The following is a 24,889-nucleotide window of genomic DNA, read 5'->3' on the forward strand; positions in this document are numbered from 1 at the left end:
AAATATCCAAGGTCCATCAGGCATAATCCGCCCAATTCAAACAACAAGGATGCCGCCCCTGTGAGCTCAGTCAACAAGTCGATTTTGTTGGTCGATGACGATCAAGAGATACGCGAGTTGCTGGACACCTACCTGACCCGCGCGGGTTTTCAGGTGCGAACCACGCCCGACGGCGCAGGCTTTCGTCAGGCGATGAACGAGGCACCGAGCGATCTGGTGATCCTCGACGTCATGCTCCCGGACGAAGACGGTTTCAGTCTCTGCCGCTGGATCCGTCAGCACCCACGTCAGGCGCAGGTGCCGATCATCATGCTCACCGCCAGTTCCGACGAGGCCGACCGCGTCATCGGTCTGGAATTGGGCGCCGACGATTACCTCGGCAAACCCTTCAGCCCGCGTGAATTGCAGGCGCGCATCAAAGCCTTGTTGCGTCGCGCGCAGTTCGGGCAGGAGCGTTCCGGCAGTGAAGTGCTGGCCTTCGATGACTGGCGGCTGGACATGGTCAGCCACCGACTGTTCCACATCGACGGCGAAGAAGTGATTCTCTCCGGTGCCGATTTCGCGCTGCTGAAACTGTTCCTCGATCACCCCCAGGAAATCCTCGACCGCGACACCATCGGCAACGCCACCCGTGGTCGTGATTTGATGCCGCTGGATCGCATCGTCGACATGGCCGTCAGCCGTTTGCGCCAGCGTCTGCGCGACACCGAAAAACCACCGCGGCTGATCCGTACCGTGCGTGGCAGCGGCTACCAACTGGCCGCCAATGTGGTTGCCAGCAATGGCCACTGAGTTTCTCCGCAAGCTCGCCGCACGGATTCCCGTGCCGCGTTCTCTGCTCGGGCGGATGTTGCTGCTGACGCTGTTGGCGGTGCTGTTCGCCCAGACGTTGTCGAGCGTGATCTGGGTCTCGCAACTGCGCGCCACCCAACTTGAAGGCCTGGTCACCAGCGCCCGTAGCCTCGCTCATTCGATGACGGCCAGCGTCAGTTACTTCCGCTCTTTGCCGGTAGCGTTTCGGCCATTGGTACTCGACCAGTTGCGCAGCATGGGCGGCACCCGTTTTGTGGTGACGCTCAACGACAAACCCTTGGGCATGGAAGTGCTGCCGATCACCCCGCGCAAGGAAGCGGTGCTCAAAGCGGTGGACGAAGTGTTGCGCCAGTCTCTGGGCCAGGACACCGATATCTCGGTGACGTTCGTCAGCCCCGAAGACCTGCGGATCTTCAACAGCGGGCTGAAACTCGATGAATTGCCGCGCTCCTGGGCGCATTACGCGCTGACCCTGGAGCCGGTGAACCCACCGGTATTGGTCACGCAAATCCAGATGGCACCGGGCGAGTGGCTGTACATCGCCTCGCTGTTGCCCGAGCCCTACACCAGCCTTGAAGAACAAGGCCTGCCGGCGCAGCAAGTCTGGTTCATCGTGCTCACCAGCGGCTTCTTGCTGTTGTTCATTGGTCTTCTGGTGCACTGGCAGAGCCGGCCGCTCAAGCGTTTGGCGCGGGCAGCACGGGACATGTCCCTCGGCGCGGAAGTCGAGCCAGTGGCCGAGGGCGGCGGCAGTGAAGTGGTCGAAGTCGGCCGCGCCTTCAATGCGATGCGCGAACGTATCAGCCGTTACCTGACCGAGCGCAGCCAGTTGTTCAGCGCGATATCCCATGACCTGCGCACGCCGATTACCCGCTTGCGGCTGCGGGTTGAATTGCTCGAAGACGAAACGCTGCAAGCCAAGTTCGGGCGGGATCTGGATGAGCTGGAGCTGCTGGTCAAAGGCGCGCTGCAATGTGTAAAAGACACCGACATCCACGAAAATATCGAGCCGGTGGACCTCAACCATGTACTTGATTGTCTGGTGGAGCCGTATCTGGCACCCAACGGCAATGGTCGCGTCACCCAGCAAGGGCGTGCGCTGGCGGCGTATCCGGGGAAGCCGCTGGCGCTCAAGCGTTGCATCGGCAACCTGATCGACAATGCCTTGAAGTATGGGCAGAAAGCGCATCTGCACATTGATGACGACCAGAGTGCGTTCATCCTGCATGTAGACGATGAAGGCCCAGGCGTACCGGAACAGCGGATGGAGCAGGTGTTCGAGCCGCACTTCCGCCTGGCCGGGCAGCAACAGGGTTATGGATTGGGGTTGGGGATTGCGCGAAATATTGCGCATAGCCATGGGGGGGAGGTCAGCCTGCAGAATTTGCGTGAGGGTGGGTTGCGGGTGACGTTGCAATTGCCGCGCAGTGTTGATTAGCGGCACCGCGTTATCGTTCTTCGCGAGCAAGCCCGCTCCCACACTGGATTTGCGTCGTACACAAATCCAATGTGGGAGCGGGCTTGCTCGCGAAGGCGTCAGACTTTTCAACACATTCCTCAGGCTGAATGTCACAAGTCGGTGACATAACTCGCCCCCTTCGTTACAAGCCCGCCACCGCCCGTTGTTTAGACTGCCCCCAGTCATAACAACAAAAAAGGCACCCCATGGACACCTTCCAACCCGCTTTCAGCAGTTGGCTGAACGCACCCGCCCATCAGCAATGGCTCGCCGCCGAAGGCCTGCGCCTGCTGGCGTTTGCCAAAGCTTCGAAGCTTGCCGAAGGCTTCGGCAATCTCGATGAAAAGGGCTGCCTCCCGGCCAACGCCCACGCCGAAACCATGAACACCGCGCGCATGACCCACAGCTTCGCCATGGCCCACATTCAGGGCTTGCCGGGTTTTGCGGAGCTGGTGGATCACGGCGTCAAAGCCCTCAGCGGCCCATTGCGTGACGCCGAACACGGTGGCTGGTTCGCTGCCCCCGAACATCGCGACGGCAACACCGGCAAGGCGGCTTACCTGCACGCCTTCGTCGCGCTGGCCGCCAGTTCTGCGGTTGTCGCTCAGCGTCCCGGCGCGCAGGCCTTGCTCGACGATGCCATCGACATCATCGACGCGCATTTCTGGAGCGAGGAGGAGGGCGCGATGCGCGAATCCTTCAACCGCGACTGGAGTGAAGAGGAAAGCTATCGCGGCGCCAACAGCAACATGCACGCCACCGAAGCCTTTCTCGCGTTGGCTGATGTCACCGACGACAACCGTTGGCTGTGCCGCGCCCAGCGCATTGTCGAGCGCGTCATCCACGGTCACGCCGCTGCCAACGATTATCTGGTGGTCGAGCATTTCGACCGCGACTGGCAACCCTTGCGCGAATACAACCACGACAACCCGGCCGATGGTTTTCGCCCCTACGGCACCACGCCGGGCCACGGTTTCGAATGGTCCCGGTTGATGCTGCATCTTGAAGCGGCGCGGGTTAAGGCCGGGATGCTGACGCCGGGCTGGCTTGCCACCGACGCGCAAAAACTCTTCGACCACAACTGCCGTCACGGGTGGGATGTCGACGGGGCGCCGGGGATTGTTTACACCCTCGACTGGGACAATCGCGCCGTGGTTCGCCATCGCCTGCACTGGACCCATTGCGAAGCCAGCGCCGCCGCCAGTGCGCTGCTTAAACGTACAGGCGATGCGCAATACGAAAGCTGGTACCGACTATTTTGGGAATTCTGCGACAGCCATTTCATCGACCGCGAAAGCGGCAGCTGGCACCACGAACTCGATCCGCAGAATCGCCCGAGCGCTGATATCTGGGCCGGTAAACCCGACCTTTATCACGCCTGGCAAGCCGTACAGATCCCGCGATTGCCTCTGGCGCCGAGCATGGCGACTGCCTTGGCACAGCTATCCCAGAGCGCTCCTGTGTAACCATGTGGTGACATTCGAGCGTCCCTTCGTTACCTGCGAAGGGGTCACTCCTGTTTAAAATCCTATGCAGCGCAAGCACCAGACTTGCATGCATAACAACAAGAAAGGTACTACTAGATGAATGCGATTTCTCGCCTCGCTACTGTCATTTCTCTCGCCTCACTGCTTCCGGTGTCTGCATTCCCGCTGAGTGCGCTTGCCGCCGATTCCAAAGGTTCGGTGGAAGTCGTTCACTGGTGGACCTCTGGTGGTGAAAAGGCCGCGGTCGATGTTCTGAAGGCCCAAGTCGAAAAAGACGGCTTTACCTGGAAGGACGGCGCAGTCGCCGGTGGCGGCGGTGCTACGGCCATGACCGTACTCAAAAGCCGCGCCGTTGCCGGTAACCCGCCGGGCGTAGCGCAGATCAAAGGCCCGGACATCCAGGAATGGGCGTCTACCGGTCTGCTCGACACCGACGTCTTGAAAGACGCTGCCAAAACAGAGAAGTGGGACAGCCTGCTCGACAAGAAAGTCTCCGATACCGTGAAGTACGAGGGTGACTACGTGGCCGTGCCGGTGAACATTCACCGCGTCAACTGGCTGTGGATCAACCCGGAAGTCTTCAAGAAAGCCGGCATCGAAAAAGCGCCAACCACCCTTCAGGAATTCTACGCGGCCGGTGACAAGCTCAAGGCTGCGGGCTTCATTGCGCTTGCCCACGGCGGCCAGCCTTGGCAGGACAGCACCGTGTTCGAAGCGGTGGTCCTTTCGGTCATGGGCGTCGACGGCTACAAGAAAGCCCTGGTCGACCTGGACAACGCTGCACTGACCGGCCCTGAAATGGTCAAGGCGTTGACCGAACTGAAGAAAGTCGCGACCTACATGGACGCCGACGGCAAAGGCCAGGACTGGAACCTGGAAGCAGCCAAGGTCATCAACGGCAAGGCCGGCATGCAGATCATGGGTGACTGGGCCAAGAGCGAGTGGACAGCGGCCAAGAAAGTCGCCGGCAAGGACTACGAGTGCGTAGCCTTCCCGGGCACCGACAAGGCCTTCACCTACAACATCGACTCCCTGGCCGTGTTCAAGCAGAAAGACAAGGGCACTGCTGCCGCTCAGCAGGACATTGCCAAGGTCGTGCTCGGTGAGAACTTCCAGAAAGTCTTCAGCATCAACAAGGGCTCGATTCCGGTTCGAATCGACATGCTGAACGACATGGGCAAGTACGGTTTCGACTCTTGCGCCCAGACCGCTGCCAAGGACTTCCTGGCGGACGCCAAGTCCGGCGGCCTGCAGCCGAGCATGGCGCACAACATGGCGACCACGCTGGCGGTACAAGGTGCGTTCTTTGATGTCGTGACCAACTTCATCAACGATCCGAAAGCCGATCCTGCCATTGCCGCCAAGCAGCTCGGCACGGCCGTCAAAGCTGCCAAGTAACCGTTAGCGCGCATCCCCTCCTGTGGGAGCGGGCTTGCTCGCGAAGGCGTCGTGTCAGTTCATGCAGTGTTGTCTGACACTCCGCTTTCGCGAGCAAGCCCGCTCCCACAAGGGAAATGCGCTTGTAATCCTTTCTCTTCGTACGGGATCTTCCCATGAGTTCTGTTGCTGTGTTCAGCAAGGCCTCGCCGTTCGATGCACTGCAGCGCTGGCTCCCCAAACTGGTGCTGGCGCCCAGCATGTTCATCGTCCTGGTCGGCTTCTATGGCTATATCCTGTGGACGTTCGTCTTGTCGTTCACCACATCGACCTTCCTGCCGACCTACAAATGGGCGGGCCTGGCGCAATACGAGCGGCTGTTCGACAACGACCGTTGGTGGGTAGCGAGCAAGAACCTGGCGGTTTTCGGTGGCATGTTCATCGGCATCACCCTGGTGATCGGTGTGCTGCTGGCGGTGTTTCTAGACCAGCGCATTCGTCGCGAAGGTTTCATTCGCACCATTTACCTGTACCCGATGGCGCTCTCGATGATCGTCACCGGCACCGCCTGGAAGTGGTTGCTCAACCCGGGCATGGGCCTGGACAAATTGTTGCGTGACTGGGGCTGGGAAGGCTTTCGCCTGGACTGGCTGATTGACCCGGACCGCGTGGTGTACTGCCTGGTGATCGCTGCGGTATGGCAAGCCTCGGGCTTTATCATGGCGATGTTCCTCGCCGGCCTGCGTGGCGTTGATCAATCGATCATCCGTGCCGCCCAGATCGATGGCGCGAGCATGCCGCGGATTTACCTGAAAGTGGTGTTGCCCAGCCTGCGTCCGGTGTTCTTCAGTGCGGTAATGATCCTGGCCCACATCGCGATCAAGAGTTTCGACCTGGTGGCGGCAATGACCGCCGGTGGCCCGGGTTACTCCTCCGACTTGCCTGCGATGTTCATGTATTCCTTCACCTTCAGTCGCGGCCAGATGGGCATGGGCTCGGCCAGTGCGATTCTGATGCTCGGTGCGATTCTCGCAATCATCGTGCCTTACCTGTACTCCGAGCTGAGGACCAAGCGTCATGACTAGTTTCGCTGCCAAACCTTCCATCAGCCTGAGTCGCATCGCGATCTACGGCGTGCTGATCCTGGCCGTATTCCTTTACCTGATACCGCTGGTGGTCATGCTGTTGACCAGTTTCAAGACGCCGGAAGACATCAACTCCGGCAACCTGCTGAGCTGGCCGACCGTGGTCAGCGGCATTGGCTGGGTCAAGGCCTGGGGCACTGTCGACGGGTATTTCTGGAACTCGATCAAGATCACCGTCCCGGCGGTGATGATCTCCACTGCCATCGGTGCGCTGAACGGCTACGTGCTGTCGATGTGGCGCTTCCGAGGCTCGCAACTGTTCTTCGGTTTGCTGCTGTTCGGTTGCTTCCTGCCGTTCCAGACCGTCCTGCTGCCGGCCTCGTTCACCCTCGGCAAGATGGGCCTGGCGAGCACCACCACGGGCCTGGTGTTCGTGCACGTGGTCTACGGCCTGGCGTTCACCACGCTGTTCTTCCGTAACTACTACGTCAGCGTTCCCGATGCGCTGGTGAAGGCGGCGCGGCTGGATGGCGCGGGTTTCTTCACCATCTTCCGCTTGATCATCCTGCCGATGTCCACCCCGATCATCATGGTCTGCCTGATCTGGCAGTTCACCCAGATCTGGAACGACTTCCTGTTCGGCGTGGTGTTCTCCAGCGGTGACTCGCAACCCATTACGGTGGCGTTGAACAACTTGGTCAACACCAGTACCGGGGCCAAGGAATACAACGTTGATATGGCGGCGGCGATGATCGCCGGGCTGCCGACCCTGCTGGTCTATGTGGTCGCAGGCAAGTATTTCGTGCGCGGGCTGACGGCCGGCGCAGTCAAGGGGTAATCATGGCTACGCTCGAACTTCGCAATGTAAACAAGACCTATGGCCCCGGCCTGCCGGACACCCTCAAGAACATCGAACTGTCGATCAAGGACGGTGAGTTCCTGATCCTGGTCGGACCTTCGGGTTGCGGCAAATCGACCCTGATGAATTGCATCGCCGGTCTGGAGACCATCACCGGCGGCGCGATCATGATCGGTGACCAGGACGTCAGCGGCATGAGCCCGAAAGACCGGGACATCGCCATGGTGTTCCAGTCCTACGCGCTGTACCCGACCATGAGCGTGCGCGAGAACATCGCCTTTGGCTTGAAGATCCGCAAAATGCCCGCCGCCGACATCGAAGCGGAAGTGGCGCGAGTAGCCAAGCTGCTGCAGATCGAACATTTGCTCAACCGCAAACCCGGCCAGCTCTCCGGTGGTCAGCAACAGCGCGTGGCGATGGGCCGTGCCTTGGCGCGGCGGCCGAAGATTTACCTGTTCGACGAACCGCTGTCCAACCTCGACGCCAAGCTGCGCGTCGAGATGCGCACTGAAATGAAACTGATGCACCAGCGCCTGAAAACCACCACGGTTTACGTGACCCACGACCAGATCGAAGCCATGACCCTGGGCGACAAAGTGGCGGTGATGAAGGACGGGATCATTCAGCAATTCGGCACGCCGAAAGACATCTACAACAACCCGGCCAACCTGTTCGTGGCGAGCTTCATCGGTTCGCCGCCGATGAACTTCATCCCCCTGCGTTTGCAGCGCAAGGAGGGTCGTCTGGTGGCGTTGCTTGATAGCGGTCAGGCGCGCTGCGAATTGCCGTTGGGCATGCAGGACGCCGGTCTTGAAGACCGCGAAGTGATCCTCGGCATGCGTCCTGAACAGATCGTCTTGGCGGGCAGCGAGCCGAATGGTTTGCCGATCATTCGCGCCGAAGTCCAGGTCACCGAGCCGACCGGTCCCGACACCCTGGTGTTCGTCAATCTCAACGAAACAAAAGTCTGCTGCCGTCTGGCGCCGGACGTTGCACCGGCCGTGGGCGAGACCCTGACCCTGCAATTCGATCCATCGAAAGTGCTGTTGTTCGATGCCAAGACCGGTGAGCGCCTGGGGGTGGCCGGTCAGCCTAAAACCGAGACTCACAGTGCCAACGTGGCGCAGTTCAAAGGCCGCTGAAGATCAAATGTGGGAGCGGGCTTGCTCGCGAATGGGAGCTGGCATTCAACAGAAATGTCGACTGATATACCGCTTTCGCGAGCAAGCCCGCTCCCACAGGGGGATACCAGGCGGGTGGCATGTAGCCCGTCGCAACCGATGTCACCGCGTTAAATAAAAACAGTTAATAACAATAAAACGAGGATGTAGGGATGAAGAAGAACAACAACGCTCAGCTTATCTGCCAGTTGTCAGCCATTGCGGCAATGATGTTGGCCGGTAGCGTGCACGCGGCTGACGCGTTCAGCGCCGATTCCGAATGGATGACCGGTGATTGGGGTGGCGAGCGGACCAAGCTGATCGAGCAGGGTATCGACATCAAGATGGACTACGTCGGTGAAGTGGGCGGCAACCTCCACGGCGGGTTTAATGATGACAAGACCGCGCGTTACGCCGACCAGTTTGGTCTGGGCGTGGCGCTGGACCTGCAAAAACTGTGGGGCTGGGATAACACCCAGGCCAAGATCCAGTTCACCAACCGTAACGGTCAGAACATCTCCAATGACCGTGTCGGCGACCCGCGTGCCGGCACCTTGAGTTCGTCCCAGGAAGTCTACGGCCGTGGCCATATGGTCCGTCTGACCCAGTTGTGGGTCAAGCACCAGTTCCTCGACGGCAAACTGGACGTCAAAGCCGGTTATTTCGGCGAAGGCGAAGACTTCAACACCTTCCCGTGCGAATTCCAGAACCTGGCGTTCTGCGGTTCCCAGGCGGGTAACTGGGCCACCAACATCTGGTACAACTGGCCGGTCATGCAGGCTGCTGTGCGTGTGAAGTACAACATCTCGCCTGAGTTCTATGCGCAGATCGGTGCTTACAACCAGAACCCGTCGCAACTGGAACACGGTAACGGTTTCAAGCTCAGCGGCAGTGGTACTGCGGGCACTGTGTTGCCGGTCGAGTTGGTCTGGCTGCCTAACCCTAACAACCTGCCGGGCGAATACCGTGTCGGTTACTACAAAAGCACGGCCAATGCCGATGACGTCCGCAAGGATGAAAACGGCAATGATGCAGCAACCAGCGGCAACGCCTATCGCAGCCACGATAGCAAGCACGGCTACTGGTTCGTGGCGCAGCAACAACTCACCAGCCACAACGGTGACGCGTCCCGCGGTCTGAACATCGCAGCCAACGCCACTTTCCACGACAAGGACACCAACTTCGTCGACAACTACCAGTCGCTGATGTTTGTGTACAAAGGCCCGTTCGATGCACGTCCAAAAGATGACATGGGTATCGGTTTCGCCCGTATCCATGTCAACGATGACGTGAAGAAAAACGCTGAGTTGGTCAACGCCTCCAATGGTGTTACCGAGTACGAGGATCCACTGTTCTCGCCGCTGCGTACCACCGAGTACAACTACGAGATCAACTACGGCTTCCACGTTACCAACTGGCTGACCGTGCGTCCTAACCTGCAATACATCACTCACCCGGGCGGTGTTGATGAAGTCGACAACGCGCTGGTCGCCGGCCTGAAAATTCAGTCGGTGTTCTAACGTTGTTGCGATAAGCTCCTCTCTATGTGCGCATTTTTGCGGACAGCCCAGGCTGTCCGCTTTTTTTTGGGGGCTGCGCACCCCGGGTGATTTTCAGGACCGTGGCACATGCATGAGCATCCGCTACAACGCTTCTTCAAATCCTTGCGCGAACGTCCGGTGTTCGCGTGGGAGCGCTATCAGAAGCGCGACGTGCTGGTGATCGACCATCCACTGTGTCAGGCGGTGTTCAGTCGGCAGGGTGCGCAGTTGCTGCACTTCCAGCCAAAGGGCCAGAAACCCTGGCTTTGGTGCGCGGCGAAGTGGCCGCAGGTCGGCGCGATTCGTGGTGGCGTTCCGGTGTGCTGGCCGTGGTATGGCCGTCATCCGAGCGAAAATGCCTGGCCGTCCCATGGCTGGGCACGGTTGATCGACTGGAAGCTGCTGGACAGCAGCACTGATGACGATGGCGTGCGCTTGCACTGGCAACTTCAGTTGTGTGACTGGCAAGTGGACCTGCACGCGCACTTGGGCGAACGCATGGAGTTGCGCCTGAGTACCGAGCATCAGGACAGCCTGCCGTGCCAATTGAGTCAGGCGTTGCATGCGTATTGGCGTATTGGCGACGTCGGTGAGGTAGCGCTGTCTGGCCTCGACGGGGCACAGGGTTACGACCAGTTGAACCGTCAGATTTGTCATCAGGAAGGCGAGTTGCGGGTAGAGGGTGGCTGTCAGCGGGTGTTCCAGCATGACGGCGAATTACAGCTCAAGGACCACGCCTGGCAGCGCGAGTTGTGCATCGATACCGGTGACCATGCAGACACGGTGGTTTGGCATCCGGGCTCGCGGCCGTTGCTGGGGGTGAGCTGGAATGAGATTTCGGAGTTTGTGTGTGTTGAAGCCGCGAGCGGCGGGACCGATAGCCTGAGCCTGGCGCCGGGGGAGAGGGCGCATTTGAGTTTGCAGGCGCGGGTCGGGGCGTAAGATCAAAAGATCGCAGCCTCGTTTCACTCGACAGCTCCTACAAGGGATCGTGTAAACCTGTAGGAGCTGTCGAGCGAAGCGAGGCTGCGATCTTTTTAATTAAACTCATCCCCAATCGGATACCGACTGGCATTCAGACTTTCCTTGATCTTGCGCAAATGCGGCTGGAAATCCACACCGCGGCGCAAAGTCATGCCGGTCGCCAGCACATCCAGCACGGTCAACTGAATGATCCGCGACGTCATCGGCATATAGATGTCGGTGTCTTCCGGCAGCGGAATATTCAGGCTCAACGTACTGGCCTTGGCCAATGGCGAACCTTCGGCGGTCAGACCCAGCACCGAAGCACCGTTTTCCCGGGCAATACGCGCCACTTCCACCAGTTCGCGGGTACGGCCGGTGTAGGAAATGATCACGAACAACTCGCCGGTGTGCGCCACCGACGCAATCATGCGCTGCATCAGCACGTCCGCGTGGGCGGTCACCGCCAGGTTGAAGCGGAAGAACTTGTGCTGCGCATCCAGCGCCACCGGGGCCGAGGCGCCGAGGCCGAAGAAGTGGATCTGCCGGGCCTGGATCAACAGGTCGACGGCGCGGCTGATCAGGTTCGGGTCCAGTGCCTGCAAGGCGCTGTCCAAAGAGGCGATGGCGCTGCCGAAAATCTTTTTGGTATACGCTTCCGGATTGTCGTCAGCCTCGACCGCACGGCTGACATACGCCGCGCCACTGGCCAGGCTCTGGGCCAATTGAAGCTTGAGTTCCGGGTAGCCGCTGACGCCGAACGAACGGCAGAAACGGTTGACCGTCGGCTCACTGACCTTTGAGGCCTGGGCGAGGGCGGCGATGCTGAACCGGGTGGCCTGCTGTGGGTTGAGCAGGATCACTTCGGCGACTTTGCGTTCTGCCTTGTTCAGGTCTTCAAGGCGATTCTGGATCTGTTCCAGTAAATTTCGCACGCGGTCCATATATGTTCCTTAGCTCCGCAAACAAGAGAGCAATGCAAATAAGGGCCCTGGCTATGCAAATTGGGACTTTGATCGGGCCCGTAACGGTGGCCTATCCTACTGATGGCTCCGACCGTCCACCACTCGGAATCTGTATTTTGCGAAAATGTTGTGGTTATTACTACATTTTCCCTTGAGTGATGCCTTGAAAAAAGGTATTTGTAGCTTAACTTGATAAAAGAACAAACATCATGCCTTCGATTACGGTTGAACCGTGCACCTTTGCCTTGTTCGGCGCCCTCGGCGATCTGGCCCTGCGCAAGCTGTTTCCTGCCCTTTATCAGCTCGATGGCGCAGGCCTCTTGCACGAGGACACGCGAATTATCGCGCTGGCCCGTGAGCCTGGCAGCGAGCAGCAGCATTTGGCGTTCATCGCCTCCGAGCTGCGCCGCTACGTCGTTGCCAAAGAGTTGGACGAGGCCGTGGTCGAACGCTTTCTGGCCCGCCTGAGTTACCTGCACGTCGACTTCCTCAAGGCTGACGATTACGTCGCCCTGGCCGAAGTGGCCGGCAGCGCCCAGCGAGTGATTGCCTACTTCGCGACACCGGCCGCCGTTTACGGCGCGATTTGCGAGAACCTGGCGAAAGTCGGTTTGACCGAAAACACTCGCGTGGTGCTGGAAAAACCCATCGGTTCGGACCTGGAATCCTCGCGCAAGGTGAACGACGCCGTGGCGCAGTTCTTCCCGGAGAACCGCACCTACCGCATCGACCACTACCTGGGCAAAGAAACCGTCCAGAACCTGATCGCCCTGCGTTTCGCCAACAGCCTGTTCGAAACCCAGTGGAACCAGAATTATATCTCCCACGTGGAAATCACCGTGGCCGAGAAGGTCGGGATCGAAGGTCGCTGGGGTTACTTCGACAAGGCCGGCCAACTGCGGGACATGATCCAGAATCACCTCCTGCAACTGCTCTGCCTGATCGCCATGGACCCGCCGGCCGACCTGTCCGCCGACAGCATCCGTGACGAGAAAGTCAAAGTGCTCAAGGCGCTGGCGCCGATCAGCCCGGAAGGCCTGACCACTCAGGTCGTACGCGGTCAGTACATCGCCGGTTACAGCGAAGGAAAATCGGTTCCCGGTTACCTGGAAGAGCCGAACTCCAACACCCAGAGCGACACCGAAACCTTCGTTGCGCTGCGTGCCGATATCCGCAACTGGCGTTGGGCCGGTGTGCCGTTTTACCTGCGTACCGGCAAGCGCATGCCGCAGAAGCTGTCGCAGATCGTCATCCACTTCAAGGAGCCGTCCCACTACATCTTCGCTCCCGAGCAGCGCCTGCAAATCAGCAACAAGCTGATTATCCGCCTGCAACCGGACGAAGGCATTTCCTTGCGCGTGATGACCAAAGAACAAGGCCTGGACAAGGGCATGCAGCTGCGCAGCGGTCCGTTGCAGCTGAATTTTTCCGACACTTATCGCAGCGCACGGATTCCCGATGCCTACGAGCGGTTATTGCTGGAAGTGATGCGCGGCAATCAGAACCTGTTTGTCCGTAAAGATGAAATCGAAGCCGCGTGGAAGTGGTGTGACCAGTTGATCGCCGGGTGGAAAAAATCCGGTGATGCGCCCAAGCCGTACGCGGCCGGGTCCTGGGGGCCGATGAGCTCCATTGCATTGATCACGCGGGATGGGAGGTCGTGGTATGGCGATATCTGAATTGAAACTGCCTCAGGGCGTCAGCGCTCATGAGTTCAAGAGCCCGGTGCTGCTGGCCGAAGGCCTGGCGCTGAAAGTGGCCAAGCAACTGAGTGACGCGATCGACGCGCGCGGCACCGCAACCCTGGTGGTTTCCGGTGGGCGCAGCCCGGTGGCGTTTTTCCAGCACCTGGCCAAGCAGACGCTGGACTGGTCGAACGTGGTGGTCAGCCTGGCCGACGAGCGCTGGGTGCCGGTTGAACACGCCGACAGCAATGCCGATCTGCTCAAGCGCTATTTGCTGCAAGGTCCTGCGGCCAAGGCTCAGTTCCTGAGTCTGTACAGCGCCACGGCCAACCTTGAACTGGCGGCCGAGCAGGCGGATCGCTTGCTCGCGGAGTTGCCGCCGATCGACGTGCTGATACTTGGCATGGGCGACGACGGTCACACCGCCTCGCTGTTCCCCAACAGCCCGAACCTGGCCGATGCCTTGAAAGTCGACGGCAGCCGTCGCTGCTGGCCGATGCTGGCGCCGACCGTGCCGCATCAGCGCCTGACCATGAGTCGCGCGCTGCTGGCCTCGGCCAAGACCACCGTTCTATCGATTTCCAGTCAGTCCAAGCTGACCACCTTGAGTGCCGCATTGGCCGGTGACGATGTCGCCGCCATGCCGATTCGCGCGTTTCTGCAACCTACGTTAGAGATTTACTGGTGCCCATGAGCCAAGGAACAGCCGCTATGACAACCCCATCCCCGACCGTTTCCATGGCGGACAAAGTTGCCCTGATCGACAGCCTCTGCGCCAAGGCGCGGATCCTGCCGGTGATTACCATCGCTCGCGAGCAGGACATCCTGCCGCTGGCCGACGCCCTCGCGGCCGGCGGCCTGACAGCCCTGGAAGTGACCCTTCGTTCACAGTTCGGCCTCAAGGCTATCCAGATTCTGCGCGAGCAGCGTCCGGAACTGGTGACCGGTGCTGGCACTGTGCTGGATCGCAACATGCTGGCGGCTGCCGAAGCGGCCGGTTCGCAGTTCATTGTCACGCCGGGCATCACCCGTGATTTGCTGGAAGCCAGCGTCAACAGCCCGATTCCGCTGTTGCCAGGCATCAGCAACGCCTCCGGCATCATGGAAGGCTACGGCCTGGGTTATCGCCGCTTCAAGCTGTTCCCGGCGGAAGTCAGCGGCGGCGTCGCGGCTATCAAAGCCCTCGGCGGCCCGTTTGGCGAAGTGAAATTCTGCCCGACTGGCGGCGTCAGCCCGGCCAACATCAAGAGCTACATGGCGTTGAAAAACGTGATGTGCGTGGGCGGTAGCTGGATGCTTGATCCCGAGTGGATCAAGAACGGCGACTGGGCCCGCATTCAGGAATGCACCGCCGAGGCACTGGCGCTGCTGGACTGATCGGCTTTTACCAAACACTTCGTTGTGTGTTCTACGGCTTTACGGTGCGCTTGGTCGGTGCACCGTTTTTTTTTGCCCGCAAAAAAAACTGTGGGAGCGAGCTTGCTCGCGATAGCGGTCTGACAGTCAACATTTTCATTGAATGTGCCGCCGCCATCGCGAGCAAGCTCGCTCCCACAAGGACATCATGCGATACATAGTTACCGCATCTCGCTGCTCGACCAGCGTTAACCTGCGTTCATCTTATGGAAGAGAGAACGTCATGGACGACAACACTCCGGTTTCACCCCAGCCAGCGGTTTACCTGCTTTCACCCGAACAGATCGCGGGTCCTTATTTCCGAAATCCGAAATTGATCAGACGAAACATCAGCGAAGGCATGGATGGCATCCCCTTGGTGCTGAGGCTGACGATCGTCGATGCCATGACGGGGCAACCGGTGACGGACGCTCTGGTGGATATCTGGCATTGCAATGCACGCGGGGCGTATTCGGGTTGGAGCAAGGTCAATCCAGACAAGGAAGTCGACGTTGGCGACATAGGTTCGATCCCGCGCACCGACGACGACACTTACTTGCGTGGCGGGCAATTTACGGACAAGAACGGCATCGTGCGGTTTACCACGATCTATCCGGGGTTCTACGCCGGCCGTGCCCTGCACGTTCATGTCGTGGTACGCATTATGGAAGGCAACAACTACCTGGAAGAGCGGCATGTCGCTTGGGTCGGTCAGCTCTACTTTCCCGAGGTGGCCTCGCGCTCGGTACTCAACGCCAGGGAGTACCGCGGTCGAGCCGTTTCACCGCTGACCAACGATCAAGACTTTTTCTATGAAAACATGGGCGGCGAAGCTTCGACCTTGAACGTTCACACCCTGAGTCGAGACTCGAATAAAGACGGCTACTTCGGGCACACGACCATCGGCATCGACACCTTCGCGGTATCGACGCAGATCAAGCCCGAGGACTTCGACAAACACACCGTGTGACGTCAGCGCAGTTCGGTCAACGCCCGGGCCAGTAGATCCATGTCTGCAGCGGTGGTAGTGAGCCCCGGGGTTATGCGAATGCACGGACCACTCGCGGCACCACTGCGCGCCACGGTAAACAGGTTGTAGTCCTTGAGCAGCCGCTCGACCATCGCCTGTTGATCTGCATGCCGGGTAAAGCGCATCGAGGTGATGCCGCAATACAGTCGCGGGTCGTCCGGGGTCATGACTTCGATCCCCGGCAACTCGCGTACCGCGCTTACCCAGCGGTTGCGCAGGTAATTGAGCCGAGCGCCCTTGGCGGCGGAACCGCCCATGGCCCGATGCTCCTCGAACACCAGCGGCAAGGTCAGCAGCGCCGGGATGTTGGGCGTGCTGTACGGCGTGCGGGCGCGAATGTCGGTGACCGGGAAATGCATCTCGCCCATGTCCGGATCGATGTCGGCCAGGCGCTCGGGGGCGATATAAATGAAGCCCAGAGTCAGCGGTGCACCGATCCATTTGTGCAGGTTGTAGCCAGCAAAGGCGATGCCTAGTTTATCGAGATTGAACTCGAGCTGGCCGAGCGCATGGGCACCATCAAGGATCACGTCGATGCCATGTTCCCTGGCGGCTGCGGCAATGGCCTGCACCGGCATCACCAACCCGGAACGGTGAGTGACGTGAGTCAGGGCCATCAGTTTGAGTCGCGGATAACGCACGAAAGCTTCGCGGTAAGTGGCCAGCAAACTGTCGAAACTGGCGGGGTACGAGTGTTCGATCTCGATCACTTCGACACCGCGATGACGTGCCAGCCAGCGCATGGCTCCTTTGACCGTGTCGTACTCCAGATCACACATCAGCACCTGATCGCCCGGCGTCAGACGGTTGTAGTTGCGGATCAGCGATTGCAGACCGTCCGAAGCGTTGCGGGTGAGGGCGACGGTGTCGGCGGGGACGCTCACCAGATCGGCGAGCTGTTTGCGAATCTCCAGGCTTTCGCCCTGTTCGAAGCGTTGCCGCACATGCACCGAGTTGCTGCGGTTGATGAGTTCGATGTTGCGCTGATACTCCTCGACCACCGTGCGCGACATGCGCCCGAAGTACCCGTTTTCGAGATTGACCGGGCCGGGCTCAACTGCGTATCGGTCGGCAAAGGTTCGCCAGAAGGCTTCATCACGGGCACGGCGGGTGTTATCGGGCATGGGCTACTCAATCGGGGGCCAGGTCTGGGTGTCGGGTCAATGGCGAGGGGCGGGTTTGCCATGTTTGGCGCGAAGCGGTTCGAGCAACTCCGACAGGCCGTTGTGATCGATTTCCTGCATCAAGGCCAGCAAGCCGCCGAGTTCGCCATGGGGGAAACCTTCCCGAGCGAACCAGTTCAGGTATTGGCCGGGGAGGTCGGCAATGATCCGGCCCTTGTATTTGCCGAAGGGCATTTCACGGGTGACCAGCAGTTCGAGCTTTTCAGGGTTCATCAGTCAGTCGTCTTGATTCAAACAGTCTGGAAAATACAGGCATTCTGCATGCAGGCCAAATGACAGATCATGCAAATAAAGCGGATACAGATTTCGGGTTAAACCATAAGTAATTGAAATATAGGAAATAACTTATCAATTCAAAGCTGGCATGCAGGGTGCAACACCTATTGCATCTTTCATCAACCCGTGAGGAATTGAAAATGACCGACATGAATAAAGAAGCCATCTCTGTGCTCAACGACCTGATTGAAACCAGCAAAGACGGTCAGGAAGGGTTCAAGACTTGCGCTGAAGACATCAAACATCCAGAACTGAAATCGCTGTTCATGCAGCGTTCCGCCGACTGCGCCACTGCGGCTTCCGAACTGCAAGCGCAGGTGCGTTCGCTAGGCGGCGATCCGGAAACGTCCACCAGTGTCAGCGGTGACCTGCACCGTCGCTGGGTCGACGTCAAAGCGATGTTCACCGGCAAGGATGAAGAAGCCGTGCTGAACGAAGCCGAGCGGGGTGAAGACCATGCACTGAAGGCTTACAAAGAAGCCATCGAAAAAATCAACAAACACAACCTGGTGGGCATTCGTGATCTGGTTGAGCGTCAGTACCACGGCGTGCAACGCAATCACGATCAGGTAAAAGCCCTGCGTAACCAGGCGCGCGCACGCTCGTAAGCGTTCGTTGCCTGTCAAAAACGCCAGCCAGTCTGGCGTTTTTTTGTGTCTGGCGTTCAACGATGAAATTAGCCTTGTAGGAGCTGCCGAAGGCTGCGATCTTTTGATCTTGCTTTTCGGCGCCGTCAAAAGATCGCAGCCTTCGGCAGCTCCTACCGTTAAATCGTCTTTCCAAGAGTGCTTTACGTGCCTATCACCCTGCAGGCTTTGTTTGCACCTGACCGCCGCGCCTTACAGTTCGCAATCAAGACCTTGATCGGTGGCGGCCTGGCGCTGTGGCTGGCATTGCGCTGGGGTCTGGAGCAACCGGCCTGGGCGTTGATGACGGCGTTCATCGTCGCCCAGCCCTTGTCCGGGATGGTGGTGCAGAAGGGCTTGGCGCGGTTGTTGGGGACTCTGGTCGGGACGATCATGTCAGTGGTGTTCATGGGGTTGTTTGCCCAGACGCCTTGGCTGTTTTTGTTGGCCTTGGCGTTATGGCTGGGGCTGTGTACGGCGAGTTCGACCTTGCTGCGCAGCGCCTGGTCCTATTCGTTCGTGCTGGCCGGTTACACGGTGGCGATCATCGCGCTGCCGGCCATTACTCATCCGCTGACGGTGTTCGATCAAGCCGTGGCTCGCTGCACGGAAATCTGCCTGGGCATTCTTTGCGCCACCGCTGCCAGTGCGCTGCTCTGGCCGATGCGGGTCGAACGGCAACTGGCGGATCAGGCGCGGGCAGCCTGGCAAAGTGGGATGAACGCCGCGCGTGCGACCCTGGCCGGTGATGGTCAGGCGCGTAAAGGCTTGCTGGAAATCCTCGGGAGAATCGTCGCCGTCGATGCCCAGCGCGAGCATGCCTGGTTTGAAGGAAGCCTGGGTCGGCAACGAGCGCGCGCTATCAGCGGCTTGAGCCAGAAGCTGTTGATGCTGCTGCGCATCGCCCGTTCGGTGCGCCGCCAGTGGAAGCAATTGGAGCCTCAGGAAGCCGAGCAACTGTTGCCCTGGATGACCGAGGTTCAAGAGGCGCTCAACAGCCCGGATACCGCGACCCTGCAAGCGCTGCGGCCGAAGTTGCTCGACGCTTCCCACGACCCGCACATCAGCTGCGCACAGAGTTACTGCCTGGCCCGCTTCACCTTGTTGCTCGATACCGCCATGGCGGCCAGCGCCGCGTTGAACGCCGTTGAGGAGGGCAAGGAAACGGTCGATCCACCGAGAACCCTAACCCCGCACCGCGATCTGTCATTGGCGCTGATGTTTGGTACCCGAAGCGCGCTGGCGTTTCTGGTGGTCTCGTGCTTCTGGTTGGCGACCGCCTGGCCCGCCGCCTCCGGCGCGCTGCTGTTGACGTGCGTGGTGTGTAGTCTGTTTGCCAGCCGCGAGAATGGCGCCCAGATAGGCATGAGTTTTATGCGCGGGATCTTCCTGGCAATTCCGGCCGCGTTTATCGTCGGGCAGATTCTGCTGCCGCAATGGAGTGGTTTTGCGTTGCTGTGCATGGGCATGGGCGTGCCGTTGTTCCTCGGTGCGCTGGGCATGGCCAAACCGCAGATCGGTGCGACGGCCACCTCATTTTGTCTGCACTTCATCGTGCTGGTCTCGCCGCTCAATGCGATGAAATTTGATGTCGCGACGTTCTTCAACAGCGCTCAATCCATCGTGGTCGGTGTCGGCGCCGCAGTGCTGGCGTTCCATTTGTTGATCCTGCGCAACCCGACGTGGCATGGCCGACGTTTGCTGGCTGCGACCCTCGACGATCTGGTGCGTCTGACCCGGCGTAATCTGCGCGGTGCCGAAAGCTGGTTTGGCGGGCGCATGGCCGACCGCTTGCTGCAATTGGCGCGACATTACCCCGAGTTGCCGGAACCGGCGCGCAGTCGCTGGGACGATGGCCTGCTCGGCCTGGACATCGGCGACGAATTGCTGCATTTGCGTTTGAGTCTGGCGGTGGCGCAGGCACCGGTCAGTGCGCCTCAGCGGCGTTATCTCGAACAGCTGGAAAAAATCCTCGAGCAAGGCCCGGCCGGCAGTCGCGCCGAGGCGTTGGCGCAGCCGAGCGAAGAGTTCTTGAAGACCTTGTACGCATTGCCCCCCAGCGATGCGGTGAAACTGGCCCAAGGCGCGGTGCTGCAATTGCAAAGCAGCTGGCGCGCCTGGTGCCGTCAACAGGAGCAAAGCCATGGGCTTGCGTGAGTGGTCGGTGGGTGGTGTGCTGCTCAGTCCGTTTCTGATTTATGTGCTGCTGGCGCTGCTCGTCACTGGAGCCTTGCGCATGCTTTTGCGCCTGACACCGGTGGGCCGCTGGATCTGGCACGAAGCGTTGTTTGATTGCGCCTTGTACGTCTGTGTATTGACCTTGATCACCGTCGTCCTCGGACCTTTATAAGGAGTTGAAAATGCGTACACCGATACGTGTCGCGGTGACCTTGTGCCTGGTGGCGGCGGCGATCTTTGCCGGCTTCCATTTGTGGCAGTACTACATGCTCACGCCTTGGACTCGGGATGCGCGGATCCGCGCCGACGTGGTGGTGATCGCCCCGGACGTCTCGGGTTGGGTGCGTGAGCTCAAGGCTTTTGATAACCAGCAGGTCAAGGCCGGCGATTTATTGCTGAGCATTGATCGCGACCGTTTCGAAGCGGCGCTGGAGAAAGCTCAAGCGGTGGTGCAGACCCGGCAACAACAACTCAATCTGCGCGAACGCGAAGCCAGTCGCCGCGCAGCCCTCGGGCCGCAGGCCATCAGTGCCGAGCTACGCGAGAACGCGCAAATCAACGCCGGCATCGCCCGTGGCGAACTGCGTGAAGCCCAGGCCGAAGCCAAGGTTGCGGAACTCAACCTGGCCCGTAGTCAGGTCCATGCGCCCCGCAGCGGTCATATCACCAACCTGCGTCTGGCCGAAGGCAACTACGTGAATGCCGGGCAATCGGTGATGGCGTTGATCGACGATTCGACTTTCTATGTGCAGGCGTATTTCGAAGAAACCAAGCTGCCACGGATTCGTGTCGGCGATCCGGTGAAGGTCTGGTTGATGAGTGCGGGGGAGGCATTGCAGGGACATGTCGAAAGCATCAGCCGCGGGATTACCGATCGCAATACCACGCCGGACGGGCAGTTGCTGGCAGAGGTCGAGCCGACGTTTAACTGGGTGAGGCTGGCGCAGCGGATTCCGGTACGGATCAAGATTGATAAGTTGCCGGAGGGGATGAATTTGAGTTCGGGGATGACGGCGAGTGTGCAGGTGCAGGAGGGGCATTAAGTTCAAAAGATCCCAGCCTCGTTCCACTCGACAGCTCCTACAGGTATCGCAAAACCCTGTAGGAGCTGTCGAGTGAAACGAGGCTGCGATCTTTTAAGGCAATCAGCCGATGCTGATTGCCGGCAGCTTAGGCAACGTCACCGTCTGTTGCTTACGCGGCGCCAGAATCTCCGCCTCACCATCCACTACCAACTCATCACGCTGGTTAAACACGCGAGTGGCAATCCGCACACGAAACTTCGGCAGCTTCTCGAGAATCTCCAGACGCACGGTCAGCGTGTCGCCAATTTTCACCGGCTTCTGAAAGCTCATCTGCTGACCGATATAAATAGTCCCCGGCCCAGGCAACTCGCAGGCAACGGCAGCGCTGATCAGCGCACCGCTGAACATGCCGTGAGCAATGCGCTCCTTGAACATGGTGCCGGCGGCGAATTCAGCGTCCAGGTGCACCGGGTTGTGATCGCCGGACATCGCGGCGAACAACTGAATGTCGCGCTCTTCGACCGTCTTGCTGTAGCTGGCGGTCTGGCCGACTTCAAGGGCCTCGTAAGGGGTGTTGGTAACCTGGGTCATCTGTTTCAATTCCTGTCACGAATAAATAAATTCAAAAAAACTATTCCGATCTGGGTGGCCGACGGTGGCTCAGCGCCTGGGCGATCCAGCTCAACACGTCATTGATCACTTCATCGCGGTTGCTCTCGTTGAACAGTTCATGCCGTGCCTGCGGGTAAATAGTCAGTTGCAGGCTCTGGCTGCCGGCAGCGCGCAGCGCATGGGCCAGATCTTTCAGACGCTTGCCTTCGCTCACCGGATCACATTCACCGCCGATGACCAGCAACGGCAGGCCCGGATCAATCTGAGCGAGATTGGACGCTTTGCTGATTTGCTGCAACCCACCGAGCAAATCGATCCACAGCTGATTGGTGCAGCGAAAGCCGCAGAGCGGGTCGTTGGCGTACAGATCGACCTCCGCCGGATCGCGACTGAGCCAGTCGAACCGCGTGCGTACCGGTTTGAATTTCTTGTTGAACGAACCGAACGACAGCCATTCGATCAGCGCGCTGCGACCCTTCGGGCCCTGGCGCAAACGTTCTAATCGCGCAATCTGTCGCGCCGCGCGATAGAGTGCCACCGGTTGGAAGTTCGACCCGCTGAGAACGGCCCCGTGCAGGCTGGCGCTGTGATGCAGCAGATAAGCCTGGGCGATGTAGCTGCCCATGCTGTGACCGAGCAACACAATCGGCATTCCCGGATGTTGTTGGCCGATGTGCTGGTTGAGGCTCGCCAGGTCGCCGACCACCTTGCACCAACCGTCATCGTCGGCGAAATGACCCAGTGTCCCGTTTTCGGCAGTTTTGCCATGTCCACGCAGGTCCGGCGCGTAGACGCCGTAACCCTGAGCACAGAGTTTTTCCGCCAGACGGGCGTAGCGGCCACTGTGTTCCGCCATGCCGTGGGCCAGCAGGATCACTGCTTTTAAAGGCGCGGCGGGCAGCCACTGGTTGACGAAGAGGCGACTGCGGTCGCTCGCGGTCAGCCAGAAAGTGTCGTGGATCATGGCGGTTCCTTTGCATAGGGCTGCATGTGGCATGGGCGTCGTTGCATTGTATAGCGCATCCAAAGCGTGCCGTCTGATCAGGCCACGCCACGGCAGCAAGATTCACACGATCAATGTCGACCGTGCGCATATTTGCCTGATTCGCCATAGCTGCTAGTGTCCGTGGAGCCCCGCTTTTTCGCTCTTTAGTTTTGAAGAAGGACAGAAAAGCGGCCCCGGATAGGTTCAGGTAAAGAGGACAAGAACAATGCAACCTGATTTCTGGAATGACAAACGCCCGGCCGGCGTGCCCCTGGATATCGATCAAGGGGCCTATAAGTCGGTGATCGAGGTGTTCGAGCGTTCCTGCAAGAAATTTGCTGACCGCCCGGCATTCAGCAACATGGGCGTCACCCTGACCTACGCCGAACTGGAACGCTACAGCGCAGCGTTCGCCGGTTACCTGCAAGCCCACACCGACCTGGTGCCAGGGGATCGCATTGCGGTGCAGATGCCCAACGTCCTGCATTACCCGATTGCCGTGTTCGGTGCCTTGCGCGCCGGGCTGATCGTGGTCAACACCAACCCGCTGTACACCGCGCGGGAGATGCGTCATCAGTTCAAGGACTCCGGTGCCCGAGCGCTGGTGTACCTGAACATGTTCGGGGCCAAAGTCCAGGAAGTGCTGCCCGACACCGACATCCAGTACCTGATCGAAGCGAAGATGGGCGACCTGATGCCCGCCGCCAAGGGCTGGCTGGTCAATACGATGGTGAGCAAGGTCAAGAAGATGGTGCCAGCGTATTCGTTGCCCCAGGCCATTTCCTTCAAGAGCGCGTTGCGCCTGGGTCGGGGCCTGGGCATCAAGCCGCTGAAAGTCGGGCTCGACGACATCGCCGTGCTGCAATACACCGGCGGCACCACCGGCCTGGCCAAGGGCGCGATGCTGACCCACGGCAACCTGGTGGCCAACATGCAGCAAGTGCGGGCGTGCCTGGAGCAGTTCGGCAATGACGGCCAGCCGCTGTTGCGCGAAGGGCAAGAGGTCATGGTCGCGCCGCTGCCGCTGTACCACATCTATGCGTTCACCGCGAATTGCATGTGCATGATGGTTTCAGGCAACCACAACGTGCTGATCACCAATCCGCGGGACATCGGCGGCTTCATCAAGGAGCTGAAGAACTGGCGGTTCTCGGCGCTGCTGGGGCTCAACACGCTGTTCGTCGCACTGATGGACCATCCGGACTTCAAGACCCTGGATTTCTCCAGCCTCAAACTCACCAACTCCGGTGGCACCGCGCTGGTCAAGGCTACCGCCGAGCGCTGGGAACAGCTCACCGGTTGCCGCATCACCGAAGGTTACGGCCTGACCGAAACTTCGCCGGTGGCCTGCACCAACCCGTACGGCGACAAGTCGCGCCTCGGTACAGTCGGCCTGCCGGTGCCGGGCACCACGCTGAAGGTCATCAACGATGAAGGCGTCGAGCAGGCGCTGGGCGAGCGCGGCGAACTGTGCATCAAGGGCCCGCAGATCATGAAGGGCTACTGGCAGAAACCCGAAGCCACCGCCGAAGTGCTGGATGCCGAAGGCTGGTTCAAGTCGGGCGACATCGCGGTGATCGACCCGGACGGTTTTGTGCGCATCGTCGATCGCAAGAAAGACATGATCATCGTCTCGGGTTTCAACGTGTACCCGAACGAGATCGAAGACGTGGTGATGGCTCATCCGAAAGTCGCCAACTGCGCAGTGATCGGTGTGCCGGACGAGCGTTCGGGGGAGGCGGTGAAGCTGTTTGTGGTGGCCCGTGAAACGGGTGTCAGCCTTGAAGAGCTGAAGGCCTACTGCAAGGAAAACTTCACGGCGTACAAAGTGCCCAAGCACATCGTCTTGCGTGAGTCGTTGCCGATGACGCCGGTGGGCAAGATATTGCGGCGGGAGTTGCGTGATATCGCGTAACCGGTCGTAGACCGAGGTGCTGCCAAAAGATCGCAGCCTTCGGCAGCTCCTACAGGGGATCGCATTCCTTTGTAGGAGCTGCCGAAGGCTGCGATCTTTTGCTTTTAAGCCCCGTATTTATGGGGGTTTGAAGGTTGTATAGAATTTTTGCTCTAAAATGACCGCTTGCTATTCTTGAGTCATTAAAGTGACTGTAGAGGCGGCTTTTGGCTCTGGTCGGCCCTTGGCAAAGCTGCTACTCTCGGCGCGCTTTGTGACTTCTCGGCCTA

The 24,889-nt window shown here is 59.5% G+C and carries 23 protein-coding genes; 18 read left to right on the forward strand and 5 right to left on the reverse strand.

From position 1 onward, the window contains the following. The first annotated feature begins 60 nt into the window (after positions 1-60). The 9 genes from ACMXYH_RS07415 (at position 61) to ACMXYH_RS07455 (ending at position 10,723) form a co-directional block, all read left to right on the forward strand. Positions 61-792, forward strand: coding sequence for a response regulator (locus tag ACMXYH_RS07415; RefSeq protein ID WP_008155851.1), 732 nt, complete (start codon positions 61-63; stop codon positions 790-792). Beyond that, a complete protein-coding gene (locus tag ACMXYH_RS07420) occupies positions 782-2,251 on the forward strand; it encodes an ATP-binding protein (RefSeq protein ID WP_415766719.1) in 1,470 nt (489 codons plus the stop codon). Before ACMXYH_RS07415 ends, ACMXYH_RS07420 begins: the two co-directional genes overlap by 11 nt. Positions 2,252-2,478: 227 nt before the next feature. Beyond that, positions 2,479-3,738: an AGE family epimerase/isomerase gene (locus tag ACMXYH_RS07425; protein ID WP_415766720.1), complete on the forward strand. Its 1,260-nt coding sequence runs from the start codon at positions 2,479-2,481 to the stop codon at positions 3,736-3,738. A gap of 117 nt (positions 3,739-3,855) precedes the next feature. Then, the gene (locus ACMXYH_RS07430) at positions 3,856-5,157 is read left to right on the forward strand and encodes an ABC transporter substrate-binding protein (RefSeq protein ID WP_415766721.1); all 1,302 of its coding nucleotides are present in this window, start codon (positions 3,856-3,858) and stop codon (positions 5,155-5,157) included. A 155-nt stretch (positions 5,158-5,312) separates the two neighbouring features. Then, the gene (locus ACMXYH_RS07435) at positions 5,313-6,221 is read left to right on the forward strand and encodes a carbohydrate ABC transporter permease (RefSeq protein ID WP_046056150.1); all 909 of its coding nucleotides are present in this window, start codon (positions 5,313-5,315) and stop codon (positions 6,219-6,221) included. After that, entirely contained in the window at positions 6,214-7,059 is an 846-nt protein-coding gene (locus ACMXYH_RS07440; protein ID WP_033056821.1) for a carbohydrate ABC transporter permease, read from the forward strand. The genes ACMXYH_RS07435 and ACMXYH_RS07440 overlap by 8 nt, the downstream gene beginning before the upstream one ends. 2 nt (positions 7,060-7,061) lie before the next feature. After that, positions 7,062-8,222, forward strand: a complete 1,161-nt coding sequence (locus tag ACMXYH_RS07445) for an ABC transporter ATP-binding protein (RefSeq protein WP_134417591.1) — start codon at positions 7,062-7,064, stop codon at positions 8,220-8,222. Between the two features lie 191 nt (positions 8,223-8,413). Continuing rightward, complete coding sequence (locus tag ACMXYH_RS07450) at positions 8,414-9,760, forward strand: carbohydrate porin (protein WP_415766722.1); 1,347 nt, start codon at positions 8,414-8,416, stop codon at positions 9,758-9,760. Positions 9,761-9,868: 108 nt separating this feature from the next. Continuing rightward, positions 9,869-10,723, forward strand: a complete 855-nt coding sequence (locus tag ACMXYH_RS07455; RefSeq protein WP_129437792.1) for a D-hexose-6-phosphate mutarotase — start codon at positions 9,869-9,871, stop codon at positions 10,721-10,723. A 95-nt stretch (positions 10,724-10,818) separates the two neighbouring features. Here ACMXYH_RS07455 and ACMXYH_RS07460 read toward each other — a convergent pair whose 3' ends face one another. After that, positions 10,819-11,679: a MurR/RpiR family transcriptional regulator gene (locus tag ACMXYH_RS07460; protein ID WP_177318169.1), complete on the reverse strand. Its 861-nt coding sequence runs from the start codon at positions 11,677-11,679 to the stop codon at positions 10,819-10,821. Positions 11,680-11,918: 239 nt separating this feature from the next. On the opposite strand from ACMXYH_RS07460, the gene zwf reads away from it, so the two are divergent. The 4 genes from zwf (at position 11,919) to ACMXYH_RS07480 (ending at position 15,759) form a co-directional block, all read left to right on the forward strand. Next, positions 11,919-13,388 carry a glucose-6-phosphate dehydrogenase gene (gene zwf, locus ACMXYH_RS07465; RefSeq protein ID WP_415766723.1) on the forward strand — a complete coding sequence of 490 codons (1,470 nt, stop codon included), beginning with the start codon at positions 11,919-11,921 and terminating at the stop codon, positions 13,386-13,388. Further along, a complete protein-coding gene (gene pgl, locus ACMXYH_RS07470) occupies positions 13,375-14,088 on the forward strand; it encodes a 6-phosphogluconolactonase (protein ID WP_415766724.1) in 714 nt (237 codons plus the stop codon). The genes zwf and pgl overlap by 14 nt, the downstream gene beginning before the upstream one ends. Positions 14,089-14,105: 17 nt before the next feature. After that, positions 14,106-14,771 (forward strand): bifunctional 4-hydroxy-2-oxoglutarate aldolase/2-dehydro-3-deoxy-phosphogluconate aldolase, encoded by a 666-nt coding sequence (locus tag ACMXYH_RS07475; RefSeq protein ID WP_008151112.1) that lies wholly within the window; start codon positions 14,106-14,108, stop codon positions 14,769-14,771. Positions 14,772-15,033: 262 nt separating this feature from the next. Further along, on the forward strand, positions 15,034-15,759 hold the full coding sequence (locus ACMXYH_RS07480) for an intradiol ring-cleavage dioxygenase (protein ID WP_129437782.1): 726 nt from the start codon (positions 15,034-15,036) through the stop codon (positions 15,757-15,759). A gap of 2 nt (positions 15,760-15,761) precedes the next feature. Here ACMXYH_RS07480 and ACMXYH_RS07485 read toward each other — a convergent pair whose 3' ends face one another. Then, positions 15,762-16,943: an aminotransferase class V-fold PLP-dependent enzyme gene (locus tag ACMXYH_RS07485; RefSeq protein ID WP_415766725.1), complete on the reverse strand. Its 1,182-nt coding sequence runs from the start codon at positions 16,941-16,943 to the stop codon at positions 15,762-15,764. 36 nt (positions 16,944-16,979) lie between these two features. After that, the gene (locus ACMXYH_RS07490) at positions 16,980-17,216 is read right to left on the reverse strand and encodes a DUF3820 family protein (RefSeq protein WP_128870220.1); all 237 of its coding nucleotides are present in this window, start codon (positions 17,214-17,216) and stop codon (positions 16,980-16,982) included. Between the two features lie 203 nt (positions 17,217-17,419). Between ACMXYH_RS07490 and ACMXYH_RS07495 the strand changes: the two genes are divergently transcribed. The 4 genes from ACMXYH_RS07495 to ACMXYH_RS07510 all read left to right on the forward strand — a co-directional run bounded on the left by ACMXYH_RS07495 (position 17,420) and on the right by ACMXYH_RS07510 (position 21,126). Next, complete coding sequence (locus ACMXYH_RS07495) at positions 17,420-17,887, forward strand: ferritin-like domain-containing protein (RefSeq protein WP_129437777.1); 468 nt, start codon at positions 17,420-17,422, stop codon at positions 17,885-17,887. Positions 17,888-18,073: 186 nt separating this feature from the next. Beyond that, on the forward strand, positions 18,074-20,062 hold the full coding sequence (locus tag ACMXYH_RS07500) for an FUSC family protein (protein ID WP_415766726.1): 1,989 nt from the start codon (positions 18,074-18,076) through the stop codon (positions 20,060-20,062). Further along, positions 20,049-20,255 carry a DUF1656 domain-containing protein gene (locus ACMXYH_RS07505; protein WP_008151119.1) on the forward strand — a complete coding sequence of 69 codons (207 nt, stop codon included), beginning with the start codon at positions 20,049-20,051 and terminating at the stop codon, positions 20,253-20,255. Before ACMXYH_RS07500 ends, ACMXYH_RS07505 begins: the two co-directional genes overlap by 14 nt. Positions 20,256-20,265: 10 nt before the next feature. Further along, positions 20,266-21,126 carry an efflux RND transporter periplasmic adaptor subunit gene (locus tag ACMXYH_RS07510; RefSeq protein ID WP_129437773.1) on the forward strand — a complete coding sequence of 287 codons (861 nt, stop codon included), beginning with the start codon at positions 20,266-20,268 and terminating at the stop codon, positions 21,124-21,126. A 102-nt stretch (positions 21,127-21,228) separates the two neighbouring features. Here ACMXYH_RS07510 and ACMXYH_RS07515 read toward each other — a convergent pair whose 3' ends face one another. Both ACMXYH_RS07515 and ACMXYH_RS07520 read right to left on the reverse strand, forming a co-directional pair. After that, positions 21,229-21,699 (reverse strand): MaoC family dehydratase, encoded by a 471-nt coding sequence (locus tag ACMXYH_RS07515; RefSeq protein WP_046049496.1) that lies wholly within the window; start codon positions 21,697-21,699, stop codon positions 21,229-21,231. 40 nt (positions 21,700-21,739) lie between these two features. Continuing rightward, positions 21,740-22,684: an alpha/beta hydrolase gene (locus ACMXYH_RS07520; RefSeq protein WP_415766727.1), complete on the reverse strand. Its 945-nt coding sequence runs from the start codon at positions 22,682-22,684 to the stop codon at positions 21,740-21,742. A 247-nt stretch (positions 22,685-22,931) separates the two neighbouring features. Between ACMXYH_RS07520 and fadD2 the strand changes: the two genes are divergently transcribed. Beyond that, complete coding sequence (gene fadD2, locus ACMXYH_RS07525) at positions 22,932-24,620, forward strand: long-chain-fatty-acid--CoA ligase FadD2 (RefSeq protein WP_134417611.1); 1,689 nt, start codon at positions 22,932-22,934, stop codon at positions 24,618-24,620. Positions 24,621-24,889: the final 269 nt, after the last annotated feature.

The organism is Pseudomonas frigoris (assembly GCF_047758635.1).
Classification (GTDB): domain Bacteria; phylum Pseudomonadota; class Gammaproteobacteria; order Pseudomonadales; family Pseudomonadaceae; genus Aquipseudomonas; species Aquipseudomonas frigoris.

Bases quoted from the DNA above. Each gene is read 5' to 3' on its own strand.
- ACMXYH_RS07420 (WP_415766719.1), top strand. From the start codon at position 782: ATGGCCACTGAGTTTCTCCGCAAGCTCGCCGCACGGATTCCCGTGCCG.
- ACMXYH_RS07425 (WP_415766720.1), top strand. From the start codon at position 2,479: ATGGACACCTTCCAACCCGCTTTCAGCAGTTGGCTGAACGCACCCGCC.
- ACMXYH_RS07430 (WP_415766721.1), top strand. From the start codon at position 3,856: ATGAATGCGATTTCTCGCCTCGCTACTGTCATTTCTCTCGCCTCACTG.
- ACMXYH_RS07435 (WP_046056150.1), top strand. From the start codon at position 5,313: ATGAGTTCTGTTGCTGTGTTCAGCAAGGCCTCGCCGTTCGATGCACTG.
- ACMXYH_RS07440 (WP_033056821.1), top strand. From the start codon at position 6,214: ATGACTAGTTTCGCTGCCAAACCTTCCATCAGCCTGAGTCGCATCGCG.
- ACMXYH_RS07445 (WP_134417591.1), top strand. From the start codon at position 7,062: ATGGCTACGCTCGAACTTCGCAATGTAAACAAGACCTATGGCCCCGGC.
- ACMXYH_RS07450 (WP_415766722.1), top strand. From the start codon at position 8,414: ATGAAGAAGAACAACAACGCTCAGCTTATCTGCCAGTTGTCAGCCATT.
- ACMXYH_RS07455 (WP_129437792.1), top strand. From the start codon at position 9,869: ATGCATGAGCATCCGCTACAACGCTTCTTCAAATCCTTGCGCGAACGT.
- zwf (WP_415766723.1), top strand. From the start codon at position 11,919: ATGCCTTCGATTACGGTTGAACCGTGCACCTTTGCCTTGTTCGGCGCC.
- pgl (WP_415766724.1), top strand. From the start codon at position 13,375: ATGGCGATATCTGAATTGAAACTGCCTCAGGGCGTCAGCGCTCATGAG.
- ACMXYH_RS07475 (WP_008151112.1), top strand. From the start codon at position 14,106: ATGACAACCCCATCCCCGACCGTTTCCATGGCGGACAAAGTTGCCCTG.
- ACMXYH_RS07480 (WP_129437782.1), top strand. From the start codon at position 15,034: ATGGACGACAACACTCCGGTTTCACCCCAGCCAGCGGTTTACCTGCTT.
- ACMXYH_RS07485 (WP_415766725.1), bottom strand. From the start codon at position 16,943: ATGCCCGATAACACCCGCCGTGCCCGTGATGAAGCCTTCTGGCGAACC.
- ACMXYH_RS07490 (WP_128870220.1), bottom strand. From the start codon at position 17,216: ATGAACCCTGAAAAGCTCGAACTGCTGGTCACCCGTGAAATGCCCTTC.
- ACMXYH_RS07495 (WP_129437777.1), top strand. From the start codon at position 17,420: ATGACCGACATGAATAAAGAAGCCATCTCTGTGCTCAACGACCTGATT.
- ACMXYH_RS07505 (WP_008151119.1), top strand. From the start codon at position 20,049: ATGGGCTTGCGTGAGTGGTCGGTGGGTGGTGTGCTGCTCAGTCCGTTT.
- ACMXYH_RS07510 (WP_129437773.1), top strand. From the start codon at position 20,266: ATGCGTACACCGATACGTGTCGCGGTGACCTTGTGCCTGGTGGCGGCG.
- ACMXYH_RS07515 (WP_046049496.1), bottom strand. From the start codon at position 21,699: ATGACCCAGGTTACCAACACCCCTTACGAGGCCCTTGAAGTCGGCCAG.
- ACMXYH_RS07520 (WP_415766727.1), bottom strand. From the start codon at position 22,684: ATGATCCACGACACTTTCTGGCTGACCGCGAGCGACCGCAGTCGCCTC.
- fadD2 (WP_134417611.1), top strand. From the start codon at position 22,932: ATGCAACCTGATTTCTGGAATGACAAACGCCCGGCCGGCGTGCCCCTG.